General features: G+C 32.3%; 9 protein-coding genes. 5 read left to right on the top strand and 4 right to left on the bottom strand.

Translation table 11 applies throughout. The features are described from left to right. Positions 1-17: 17 nt before the first annotated feature. Both ACW5R3_RS08375 and ACW5R3_RS08370 read right to left on the bottom strand, forming a co-directional pair. Positions 18-1,136 (bottom strand): GTP cyclohydrolase, encoded by a 1,119-nt coding sequence (locus ACW5R3_RS08375; RefSeq protein WP_456576557.1) that lies wholly within the window; start codon positions 1,134-1,136, stop codon positions 18-20. A gap of 23 nt (positions 1,137-1,159) precedes the next feature. Continuing rightward, a complete protein-coding gene (locus ACW5R3_RS08370; protein ID WP_456576556.1) occupies positions 1,160-2,140 on the bottom strand; it encodes a transporter in 981 nt (326 codons plus the stop codon). Between the two features lie 102 nt (positions 2,141-2,242). Between ACW5R3_RS08370 and ACW5R3_RS08365 the strand changes: the two genes are divergently transcribed. From ACW5R3_RS08365 to ACW5R3_RS08350, 4 genes are read left to right on the top strand one after another with little or no spacing between them, the layout of a single operon-like run. Then, the gene (locus ACW5R3_RS08365; RefSeq protein ID WP_456576555.1) at positions 2,243-2,530 is read left to right on the top strand and encodes a DUF4834 family protein; all 288 of its coding nucleotides are present in this window, start codon (positions 2,243-2,245) and stop codon (positions 2,528-2,530) included. A gap of 29 nt (positions 2,531-2,559) precedes the next feature. Next, on the top strand, positions 2,560-4,971 hold the full coding sequence (locus tag ACW5R3_RS08360; RefSeq protein WP_456576554.1) for a YfhO family protein: 2,412 nt from the start codon (positions 2,560-2,562) through the stop codon (positions 4,969-4,971). 1 nt (position 4,972) lies between these two features. Then, a complete protein-coding gene (locus tag ACW5R3_RS08355) occupies positions 4,973-6,250 on the top strand; it encodes a glycosyltransferase (protein ID WP_456576553.1) in 1,278 nt (425 codons plus the stop codon). 1 nt (position 6,251) lies between these two features. After that, entirely contained in the window at positions 6,252-7,712 is a 1,461-nt protein-coding gene (locus ACW5R3_RS08350; protein WP_456576552.1) for a lipopolysaccharide biosynthesis protein, read from the top strand. A 70-nt stretch (positions 7,713-7,782) separates the two neighbouring features. On the opposite strand, the gene ACW5R3_RS08345 is transcribed toward ACW5R3_RS08350, so the two are convergent. Beyond that, complete coding sequence (locus ACW5R3_RS08345) at positions 7,783-8,724, bottom strand: hypothetical protein (RefSeq protein ID WP_456576551.1); 942 nt, start codon at positions 8,722-8,724, stop codon at positions 7,783-7,785. A gap of 136 nt (positions 8,725-8,860) precedes the next feature. Here ACW5R3_RS08345 and ACW5R3_RS08340 point away from each other — a divergent pair, with 136 nt between their 5' ends. Further along, positions 8,861-9,961, top strand: coding sequence for a DUF3667 domain-containing protein (locus ACW5R3_RS08340; protein ID WP_456576550.1), 1,101 nt, complete (start codon positions 8,861-8,863; stop codon positions 9,959-9,961). Here the strand turns inward: ACW5R3_RS08340 and uvrA are convergent. Then, the gene (uvrA, locus tag ACW5R3_RS08335; RefSeq protein WP_456576549.1) at positions 9,958-12,744 is read right to left on the bottom strand and encodes an excinuclease ABC subunit UvrA; all 2,787 of its coding nucleotides are present in this window, start codon (positions 12,742-12,744) and stop codon (positions 9,958-9,960) included. The genes ACW5R3_RS08340 and uvrA overlap by 4 nt on opposite strands. Positions 12,745-12,890: the final 146 nt, after the last annotated feature.

Below are 12,890 nucleotides of genomic sequence, written 5' to 3'. Positions count from 1 at the left end.
AAATCGGCTTTTTCTATTTAAAGATCTTTTCTAAAAGTCTTTCGACGTTTAATAATGGTTGTGTCGAAGTCTTTCCATATTTGATGAGACGCTAAATTATCTGCTAATTCGGGTAACCGTATACAGGTTTCAATACCAAATTTTGTAAACGATTTATGGAATTCATTAAATATAACCGCCGTAACACCTTTATTTTGATAATGAGGCTCTACGCCAATTAAATAAAACAAAGCCGTTTTACTGTTTTTCTTAGCTCTTAAAAGTTTTAAAAAACCAAAAGGGAATAACTTACCTTTTGTTTCTTGTAGTGCTTCAGAAAAAGAAGGTAAAACAATAGCAAAGGCAATCATCTTATCATTTTCATCAAAAACGAATTTGATATACTCAGGATTAATGAAATTAATAAATTTCTTTTTAAAGTAATCACGTTGGGCATCTGAAACTGGTACAAATGTAGATAACTTAGAATAGGATCTGTTAAACAAATCAAACATACTATCCAAATGCGGTTCTATTTCTTTGGTTTTAGTAAAACTACCAGGCTTAAGTTTAAAACGCTTTAAAATGATATTATTCCCTCTTACAAAACGCTCTATAGGTAAGTTTTTAAATGAAAACTTGCTTTCTATATATTCCTTTTCGGTTTTTAAGCCTAACTTTTCAAAATGTTCAATATAGTAAGGGTGGTTATACCAAGTGGCCATCGTTCCTATATGGTCGTAACCTTCAGTTAAAGCGCCATTTTTATCAAGATTAGAAAAGCCAACAGGTCCTTCTATATATTCTAAATCATGCTGCTTTCCAATATCCGAGACCTTATCTAATAATGTTTTGGTTACTTCAATATCGTCTATGGTATCAAACCATCCAAAGCGCATTTTTTTTACTTTCTGTTCATTAATTTCTGTCCAGTTAACGATGGCTGCAACACGGCCAACAACTTGATTGTTTTTATAGGCTAAGAAATATTTTGCTTCTGCATGTAAAAATGCAGGGTTTTTATCTTTACTTAGTGTAGCTACTTCATCAGAAATAATAGGGGGAACCCAATATTTTGAACCTTCATAAAGGGAAAAGGGAAATGTTACGAAGCGTTTAAGTTCTTTTTTAGTTTTAACTTCTTGTAATTGTATCATGAATCTTTCGGCATCAAATTAGTTTAATTATTAAAGTCGGTATCTTGTTTTTCACGTTTATTTTTGTTCTTTCCTCGTGATTTATTTTCACGACGTTCAAGTTCTTCTTCGGCAGAAGTTCCATCTTTTTCTTCCTTGTCTTTGTGAAAATCTAAGCGGTATGAGGCGCCTAGTGTCACACCAAAAACGCTAGGTGTATCTTTAGTGTTAAAGGTTAAAGCGGTATCTAATTGGAAGTTTTTACTCCATAAATATGCGCCACCAAAACGGATTAAATTATCGGCATAAAAGTCGCTACTTATTCCTTGTGTTTCACCAAATAACACCCATTGATCGGTAATCGATTTTGTTAATGTTAAAATATATGAGAAATCGGATTGATCGGTACCAATTCTATCTAAAATAAAGTTAGTAACTAGAACCCAACCACTAGCAAAGTTATTTTGTGTAGCAACCATAACTTTTGGGCTAAAACCTTCAATGCCTGCAGCTGTAAAAGGATTGTCCTTAGTATCAAAATTTGCACCGGCATAAACGGAAACAGCAGGTATTAATTGGTTCCATTTAAAAGCGTGATTTGCTTTCCAACTTCTTAGGTTGGGTTTATCTTCTTCTGAATTCTTATAAGGATCATAAACCAGGTATTTAGCACCTACTGTTAATGATTTAAAATTACTGAAAGTTTCATCATTTGAAACAATATCCGTGTATGTTCTATTGGTAGATTGAAATGCGCCTTCCACATTAATTTCTAACTGCGGCCATAATAAACCATAGCGTACGGCAAAATCACTTCCAAAACTCTTGTCTTCCCTGTTTAATAAATTGTGGTTTTCATTAAGGATATAAGGTCCTACTTCAAACTGCACCACATTTGTACCAACTGAAAAAGCACTTTTTGATACACCAGGGCGATTAGAATTAATAACTTCGGTGTATTGCGAATACGAATAAAGGGTTGTAAACGAAACAAGTAGAAATAAATAAATTTTAATAGATTTCATAAGTTTGTGTTTGATTTCAAATATAGATATTTTATATTTTTTTTAGTGCTTAAAGCTCTAATTTAAATACTAAGAATTGTATTTTTGTAAAAATTTATGAATATGCTACAATACGCATCTTTTACAGGTTTAATAAAAACAATTTTAATAATTGCACTAGTTTGGTATGGTATAAAAATACTATCCCGCTTGTTTGCTCCAGCTTTAATGCGCTTTGTTGCAAAAAAAGCTGAACAAAAATTTGGTGAACAGTTTGGGCAGCAATTTAATCAAGCTAAGCAACAACAATCTTCTAAAAACGAAGGTGAAACCGTTATAGATAAAGTACCACAATCAAATACTTCAAATAAAAACGTTGGTGAATATGTAGATTACGAAGAAATTGATTAATTTTCGCCTTCATTGATTAATCCAATTTCATGCAATTTTCAATTAAAAAATGCCTGCCACACATTCTTGTTTTAGTAGGTTTTATTTGTATTTCATTAGCTTATTTTAGTCCTGTTTTAAAAGGAAAGGAGATCTATCAAAGTGATATAAAACATTATATCGGGATGTCCCATCAGCAAAAGCAATTTAAAGCAGAAACAGGTGGGGAAACCTATTGGACTAATAGTGCCTTTGGGGGAATGCCTACGTATCAGTTAGGAGCAAAGTACCCTCATAATTACATTAAAGAACTTGACCTAACATTACGGTTTTTACCAAGGCCGGCAGATTATCTATTTCTCTATTTTATAGGTTTTTATATATTATTGCTAACATTAAAAGTTGATTTTAAATTAGCGGCTTTGGGGGCCTTAGCTTTTGGGTTTTCTACCTACCTTATTATTATTATTGGAGTTGGCCATAACAGTAAAGCGCACGCTATTGCTTATATGCCGTTAGTTTTGAGTGGTATTATATTAACATTTAGAAGGAAATATATTTTAGGTTTTTTAGTCACCACTGTTGCTATGTCTTTAGAAATAGTAGCCAATCACCCTCAGATGACCTACTATTTAATGTTTCTAGTTATTATATTAGGAATAGCTTATTTGGTAGATGCTTATAAAAAACAATTATTGCCACATTATTTTAAATCTGTTGGTATTATGGTTGCTGCAGTTGTTTTGGCCGTAGGGTTAAATGCAACTGGGTTTTTGGCAACAAAAGAATATGCTCAAGAAAGCACTCGTAGTCAAAGTGATTTAACGATAAATCCGGATGGTTCTGCTAAAGAAATAACTACAGGACTTGATAAGTCCTATATTACAGAATACAGTTATGGTATTTTAGAAACATTTAATTTATATATACCTCGTTTTTTAGGAGGTGGAAGCTATGAAGATGTTGGTAAAGATTCTGAATCTTATCAATTCTTTTTACGTCTTGGAGCTACGCCGCTACAAGCCTTAGAACAGGTTAAGCATTCGCCAACGTATTGGGGTGATCAAACTATTGTGGAAGCACCGGCTTATATTGGAGCTGTGGTAATCTTTCTTTTTGTTTTAGCACTTTTTTTAGTTAAAGGTCGTTTAAAATGGTGGCTTGTAGGAGGTACCGTTTTGTCGTTACTTTTATCTTATGGAAAGAATTTAGGCTTTTTAACAGACTTTTTTATCGATTATGTTCCAATGTACAACAAATTTAGAGCTGTTAGTTCTATTCAAGTTATACTAGAGTTGTGTATACCAATGTTAGCCGTTTTTGGATTAGTACGTTTATTTAATCCTTTAGAGAAAGACGAGGATAAACTAAAAGCATTAAAATATACAGTAGCTATTACTGGAGGTTTAGCCTTAGTCTTCGTGTTATTTAAATCGACACTGTTTAATTTTGTTGGTGCTAACGATGGGCTTTATCGTCAGAATTACGGACCGCAATTTATAGATGCTATAATTGCTGATAGAAAAACATTTTTCACCCAAGATACCTTGAGAACTTTAGTATTGGTTCTTTTGGCAGCAGGAACTATTTGGTATTATTTAAAGGGTAAACTATCCGAAAAATTTACTGTTTTAATTTTTGCAGCCCTTATTGTATTTGATTTAGTTGGTGTAGACAGACGCTATGTTAATAATGATAATTTTGTTTCTTCCGTTCAAGTAAACAAACCATATCAAGCAAATGCAGCCGATTTAGAAATACAAAAAGATTCTGGACATTTTAGAGTTTTTGATGTAACGTCAGGTGGTGCACGTGCTTCTTATTTTCATAACTCAATAACTGGGTATCATGCAGCTAAACTAAAACGTTTTAATGAGGTGTACGATTTTTATATATCTCAAAACAATATCAATGTTCTAAATATGCTTAATACAAAGTATATTATTGCACAGGAAGAGGATGGAAGTGTAGTACCATATACTAATACGGATGCCAATGGTAATGCTTGGTTTGTAAATAGTTTAACAAATTTAGATAGTGCCAACGAAGAGATATTAAAACTTGACAGTCTGGACACTAAAGAGAATGCGATAACAACCATGGTTGGTGTTGAAAGTCAGATGTTTGATGTTGATTCATCAGCAAACATTCAGGTGGATATTTATAAACCTAACTATATTAAGTATCAATCAAGTTCCAAAGTAGATGGTTTTGCTGTGTTTTCAGAAATATATTATAGTGAAGGTTGGCAGGCTTATATTGATGGAAACGAGGCGCCTTACACACGTGTGAATTACTTATTACGTGGTATGCATATTCCTAAAGGAAAACACGAAATAGAGTTTAAATTTGAACCACAAGTAATTAAAACAGGTAGTCAGATTGCTTTAGCGAGTTCTATTGTTTTTGGTTTACTGTGTATAGGTGGTATATTTTATAGTATAAAGCGTAAATCTATATAGTGTGCGAAAAAAGGTTCTTATTGTTACATATTATTGGCCACCAGCCGGAGGACCTGGTGTTCAACGTTGGTTGAAATTTGTAAAATATTTACCTAATTTTAATATAGAACCTATTGTTTATATCCCTGAAAACCCTAATTATCCTATTCAAGACGAAACCTTATTAGAAGAGGTGTCGGAATCCATAAAGATTATAAAGCAACCTATTTCTGAGCCTTATAAGTTGGCGCGTGTTTTTTCAAAAAAGAAAACAAAAACCATTAGTAAAGGAATTATTTCAGAAGCGAGCAATCAATCTATTATAGAAAAAATACTTTTGTTTATACGCGGTAATTTTTTTATTCCTGATGCTAGGAAGGGTTGGGTAAAACCATCTGTTTCATTTTTAGAGAGTTATATTAAAAACGAAAAAATAGATACGATAATAACTACAGGTCCACCACATAGTTTACACCTAATAGGTTTAGAATTAAAGAATAAGTTAGCCGTAAATTGGTTAGCAGATTTTAGAGATCCATGGACAACAATTGGTTATCATAAACAGTTAAATTTAACTGCGTTTGCCGAAAGAAAGCATAAAGAATTAGAACATAACGTATTAAATTCCGCAGATACTATTATTGTTACAAGCCAAGTGACCAAAGAAGAGTTTGCAGAATTAACAGACAGACCTATTTCTGTAATTACAAATGGTTATGATAATATGTCGGCGGCAAAGCCTAAACTAGATAAGGCTTTTTCGGTAGCACATATTGGTTCCTTTTTGTCTAAACGAAACCCTGAGGTTCTATGGAAAGTATTGGGGGATTTAACCCGTGAAAATGCTGATTTTGCTAAAGACTTAAAATTAAATTTAGTAGGATATGTAAGCGAAGATGTGATAAATACGATAACAGATAACGATTTAAATTATTGTTTAAATAAAGTAGGTTATGTTTCACATAAAGAAGCTGTTGAATATCAGAAAAAATCACAATTATTATTGCTTATTGAGATAGATTCTCCAGATACCCGTTGCATTATTCCTGGTAAATTATTTGAATATATGGTTTCCGAACGTCCTATAATAGCATTAGGTCCTAAAGGGTCAGATGTGGCAAATATTCTTAAAGAAACCAATACAGGTAATTATTTTGAGTACGATTCTTATAAAGCATTAAAAACACAAATAGAATTACATTATGCTGCGTACAAAATAGGGAATTTACAAGCTCATGGTATTGGATTACAAAAGTACAGTAGAAAAGCATTAACCAAAAGTTTAGCTGAATTATTGTAATATGGGTATCGTTGCTAATCAGTCTATAAAAAACACCATTGTAACCTATTTAGGTTTCGGTTTAGGGGCGATAAATGTCTTGTTTTTGTTTACTGAATTTATAAGTGATGATTATTTTGGATTAATTACTTATGTGTTTTCTACCGCTAATGTTATGATGCCTATATTAGCTTTTGGCGTTCATAATACGCTTATAAAGTTTTATTCTTCCTATAAGACTAGACAAAGTCAAAATAGCTTTTTATTATTGATGCTATTTCTGCCGTTAGCAGTTATAATACCTACAGGTTTGATTGGTGTCTTTGCGTTTGATTTTATTAGTAATTGGCTTGCTGGAACAAACGAAATTGTAAAGGATTATGTTTGGCTTATATTTATTTCGGCAGTTTCTTTTTCTTATTTCGAAGTGTTTTTTGCTTGGTCAAGAGTGCAGATGCAAAGTGTTTTCGGGAATTTTATGAAGGAGGTGTTTCATAGGATTGGAACTATGATATTGTTATTCTGTTTGTATTTAGGATATTTAGAACCTGATATGCTTATCGTTTATATTACAGCGCTTTATGTAGTACGTATGATAGTAATGAAATTATATGCATTTAGTCTGAGATTTCCTGTTTTTACAAGTTTAAAAATTGCCAATTTAACCACTGTATTAAAATATACCTCGTTAATTATTATAGCTGGTTCAGTGGCTAACGTTATTTTGGAAGTTGATAAATTTATGCTGAATAGGTATGTAGCTATCGAAAATGTAGCATATTATGGGGTGGCTATTTATATAGCTTCCGTCATAGGTGTGCCAAGCCGCGCCATGCACCAAATTATAAGCCCATTAACAGCCAAATTACTTAATGATAAGAATCGGTTAGAACTGGTTAAGCTTTACAAGAAAAGTTCGTTAAACCTTTTAATTATTAGCGGGTTTATATTTTTACTTATTGTTTTAAATATAAATGAACTTTACGCTTTTATAAATAGTAACTACGCTAATGGACTGATAGTGGTTCTGATTATTAGCTTATCTAAATTAACCGATAGCCTATTAGGTAATAATAATGCCATTTTATTTAATAGTGATTATTATAGAATGGTATTGTTATTAGGTGTGTTTTTAGCTTGTATAACGGTAGTGTTGAACATGGTATTTATACCGATATATGGTATTAATGGTGCCGCATTTGCTACGTTTCTAGCAATTTTGTTTTATAATATTTCTAAATTATGGTTTGTAAAAACTAAGCTGAAAATGCAACCATTTTCTAAAACAACCGTTCAGGTAATTATACTAATTAGTATGTCTTTCATTTTGTTCTACTTTTGGGACTTTAATTGGCATCCTTTGGTAAATGTAGCCGTTAAATCTTTTTTAATAACAGTCTTTTATGGTGGTATTGTTTATCGTTTTAACTTTTCGGAAGAAATTTCAGGAATTTTGCACGGACTGATTAATCGTATTAAATAAGAAAACCCCGCAATGTAGCTTTGAGGCATACAGATTGCAGGGATTTCTAACTAACCAACCAAAATCGTTTTTATCTTCTTTTACTAGAGTTCGTTACTTGTGAACTTCTAGATTGACTTGTTTCTTTATTTAATGTACGAGACATACTCGTGTTTGGTTTTTTAACTAGCGTACTTTTTTTGTTTACCGCTGTACGTGTATTTGAAAGACTGGTAGTACGTTTGTTTAAGCTACTTGGTCTTTCAAGAGCAGCTGTACGGTTATTTCCACTTGTAGTCTTGTTCGCTATTATAGATCTATTAATAGTAGTTGTTCTTCGTGGAGCAGGAGTAGGAGTACTAGAAGTTCTAGTTGCTAAACTTATGCGTCTGGTAATAGTGTTTCCTCGACGATTTGCTACAGCAGTTGTTCTTCTATGGTTATTTATATACGGCTTACTAAATCTATATCTAACGGGTTTGTAAAACTGTCTATACGGACTCGTAAATACAACACGATAATGAACTGCTGGGATGCAATAATAAGCATGCCATGGTTTGTAAGCATAAACACGATTAAAGGGATTAATAAACCCAACATGATGGCTGTATTGATTAAACCGGTTATAGTAAATTTGCAAACCTCCTATTCGTGTTATATATCCCATATTGTTATAGCGCATTTGAATAGTTCCTATTTGAACAACCCGACCATAATAATCATAATATATAGGTACATTTTCAATTTGAATTATAGCTCCAAATTCATCATACTGTACAAAAGCATTATAATTGTAGCCCGTATTAAAGCTAAAACCTCCTGAAGACGTATTTATCCTGAAACCACTGTTGTTTCGGTAATTGGACATGTAAAAATCAAATTGACCATCATGAAACAGTGAAAACTCAATACCATTCTCCGTAAAGATGTAATTAGTGCCGTTTGGAGTATAAGCAGATTTAGATTCTATATTTGCAAAAATTGCAGAACTAGTACTAACCAATAACAAAAATATATATGCGAGCTTTTTCATAGTATAGAGTTTTAATTAAACTTGCATTGAATAAAACAAACAGCGTGCCAAAAATATAAATAACTCGTATGAAAGTAGTTATAGGATGGTGTTGCTAATTTCTTTTTTTATAGATTTACGGAATCATTAACTAATTATGAATACAAATAAACATACGTGTAAAAATTGCGAAACTCGTTATAACGATTCGTTTGCATACTGTCCACATTGTGGCCAAAAAAGAAATGACGTGTTAACACTTAAGGTGTTGTTTTATAATACAATAAGTAACTATTTTTCTTTTGATGCGCGCTTTTTTAAGAGTTTTATGCCGCTTATGTTTAAACCTGGTTTTTTAGCTCATAAATATATTGAAGGCAAACGCTTATTATACTTGCACCCAGGTCAGATGTATATATTTGTATCTGTTATATTTTTCTTCTTATTTTCTTTTATCGAGCAAGATCAGGCTCAGCGTTTTGATGCAAACTTATCAGAAGCATTACGAAAAGATCGTGCTATAGATTCGTTAATTACAACTAAAAATCCAGATGCGTTTAAAACGCCAATTGCGTTAAATGAAGTTTTAAATGATACATTACGAGATGATGTATTTCAGACCATTCAAAATACAGAGGAGTTTTCTGATTTATCAAAAGAAGCTCTAGATTCGGTATTACATAACCCTAATTTTAGGCTTAGGAGAAATATGGATATTAATTTTACCGATTTTAAAAAGTTAGATTCACTTATAGCTGCCGATACTCCAAATGCTATTATTTATAAAGAAATGGGTCTTAAAGATACTGATGGGTATTTTACAGAACGGGCATATACGCAGGGTTTAAAATTCTATAAATCTAAACAAGCTTCGGGTATTATAGATTCCTTTTACGGAATGATTCCTTTTGCCATGTTTTTTCTGTTACCAATTTTCGCCTTTATTTTAAAGCTATTACACTTGAAACAAGGGAATTACGTGAATCATTTGGTGTTTAGTTTTTATTTTTTCTCCTATCTATTTACAACATTCAGTGTTATCATTGTAATCAATTTTATTTTTGATATTCCCAATTGGATAGACTGGTTAATTGTGCTCTCAACAGCCATATATTTAATATTAGCATTAAAGTCCTTTTACGAGCAAAATTGGTTTAAAAGTATTGTTAAATGGGCAATAACAATTTTTGTGTTCTTATCGTTTGTAACGCCAGTAACAATGGTGTTTTTATTAATGTATGCTTTGTTATATTTCTAAAGCTTTTCTTTTAAATATTTACCAGTAACCGATTTCTTGTTTTTAGCCAATTCTTCGGGTGTGCCTTCTGCTATTAAATAACCGCCACGTTCTCCGCCTTCAGGACCTAAATCTAGAATATAATCAGCACATTTAATGAGCTCTAAATTATGTTCTATTACGATTATAGAATGACCTTTTTCAATAAGGGCATAAAACGATTTTAAAAGTTTTTGTATGTCATGAAAATGTAAACCTGTTGTTGGTTCATCAAATATAAATAAGGCATGATCGCTTTTACTTCCTTTGCCTAAAAATGTAGCTAATTTAATACGTTGGGCTTCACCACCAGAAAGCGTAGAGGAGCTTTGCCCTAAAGTTACATACCCTAAACCTACATCTTGTAATGGTTGTAGTTTTCTTTGAATGCGCTTTTCATCATGTTTTGTGAAAAATTGAATGGCATCATCAATGGTTAAATTTAAAATATCGTCAATAGACTTATCATAAAATGTCACCTCAAGAACCTCTTTTTTGAAACGTTTTCCATTACATGTTTCGCAAGTTAAATGAACATCAGCCATAAATTGCATTTCAATAGTAACTTCGCCTTCTCCTTTACAGGTTTCGCAGCGTCCACCATCTACATTAAAACTAAAATGTTTAGCTTGATAATTACGAATTTTACTTAGTTTTTGTGCAGCAAATAAGGCGCGAATATCATCATAGGCTTTTATGTAGGTTACTGGATTTGAACGTGATGAACGGCCAATTGGGTTTTGGTCAACAAACTCAATATGTTTTATATTACTAAAATTACCTTTCAGTTCTGAAAACTGTCCTGGCTTATCACCAAAATCCGTAAGTTTTTTCTGTAATGCTGGATAAACAATCTTTTTAATTAATGTACTTTTTCCGCTACCGGAAACACCAGTTACTACGGTTAACATTCCTAAAGGAAGTGTAACATCAATATTCTTTAAATTGTTTTCTTTAGCACCTATTATCTCTACAGCATATTTAGATGTGCGTCTTTTTTTAGGAACGGCTATCTCTAAATCTCCATTTAAATATTGGGCTGTTAATGATGATGATTTTAAAATATCTTTAAAAGTTCCTGTTGCTACAACATGTCCACCATAGGTGCCTGCTTCTGGACCAATATCAATAATTTCGTCGGCAGCCATCATGATATCTTCATCATGTTCCACAACAATTACAGTATTGCCTAAATCTCTTAGTGCTAATAAAACCCCAACTAAACGCTCAGTATCTTTTGGGTGTAAGCCAATACTAGGCTCATCTAAAATATACATAGATCCAACCAAACTACTACCAAGACTTGTAGCTAAATTTATACGTTGACTTTCACCTCCAGAAAGGGTATTGGATTTTCTATTAAGAGTTAAATAACTTAACCCTACGTTATCTAAAAAGCATAATCTATTATTTATTTCTTTTAATAATCGTGTGGCTATTTGTGTGTCATGATCATTAAGTTCTAAGTTTTTAAAAAATTCAGCCAAACTATCAAGAGGCATATCCACCAAATCCGTAATAGTAGCATTATTAATTTTTACATATTCCGCTTCTGGTCGTAAACGCTTGCCGTTACAAGTTTTACATTTGGTTTTACCGCGATAGCGCGATAGCATAACACGATTTTGAATTTTATAGGCTTTGGCTTCTAATTCCGAAAAGAAACTATTTAAGCCTTCAAAATATTTGTTACCACCCCAAACTAGTTGCTTTTGTTCAGGACTTAGTTCAAAATAAGCTTTATGTATAGGGAAATTGAATTTATGCGAATTATTAACTAACTGATCCCGATACCAACTCATGCTTTCACCACGCCAAGCAAAAATGGCGTTTTCAAAAATAGATAAGCCTGTATTTGGGATAACTAAATCCTCATCAATACCAATAACATCTCCGTAGCCTTCACAAGTAGGGCAGGCACCGTATGGATTATTAAAACTAAATAAATGCACATTAGGTTCTAAGAAATCTAAACCATCTAATTCAAATTTATTGCCAAAGTGATCTTGATTATTAGTAGATAACGTTTCAATATAACAGTTACCTTTTCCTTCAAAAAAAGCGGTTTCAATAGCATCTGCTAAACGGTTATAAAAATCCTCATCATTTTTAGTAATAACACGATCTACAACCAGAAATATATTTTTAGTATCAGCATCAATATCGGAAGCGTCATCAATACGCACAACAGTGTTATTAACTTTTATACGTGCATAACCTTGTTGGTTTAGTACTTTAAGTTTATCAGTTAGAGTACGACCTTCTTCTAAAAATATAGGGGCAAGAAGGAGGAGTTTTTCACCTTCAGGAAATGTCTTTATATGGTTTAAAACATCGGTTACAGTATCTTTTTTAACCTCTTTACCAGATTTAGGGGAGTAGGTTTTACCAATTCTAGCAAAAAGAAGCTTTAGGTAATCATAAATTTCGGTAGTGGTTCCTACTGTTGAGCGTGGGTTTGTAGAATTAACCTTTTGTTCAATAGCAATTGCAGGCGCAATACCTTTAATATAATCGACTTTCGGTTTGTTAAGGCGCCCTAAAAACTGACGCGCATAACTAGATAAGCTTTCCACATATCGTCTTTGACCTTCGGCATATAAAGTATCGAAAGCCAAACTAGACTTACCAGAGCCCGATAAACCTGTTATAACAACTAGTTTATTTCTTGGAATAACAACATCAATATTTTTTAAGTTGTGCAATTTTGCACCTTTAATAATAATGTTTTCTTTAGGGTTTACTTTAGAAATATTAGTAATCATAAGCTATTGCGAGAATTAATTGTGCAAAGATACTACAAGAAAACCCCATTAAGAAATAGAATGTATTACAAATTATTTTAGGAAAAAATTAAGATATGTTTGTTTTTTTAAAAGTTTTGTTGTTATATTTGGTTTCTATAAACCTA

The sequence above is a fragment of the Algorimicrobium bowmanii genome, from assembly GCF_054031195.1.
This window is presented reverse-complemented; position numbering and strand designations above follow the sequence as displayed.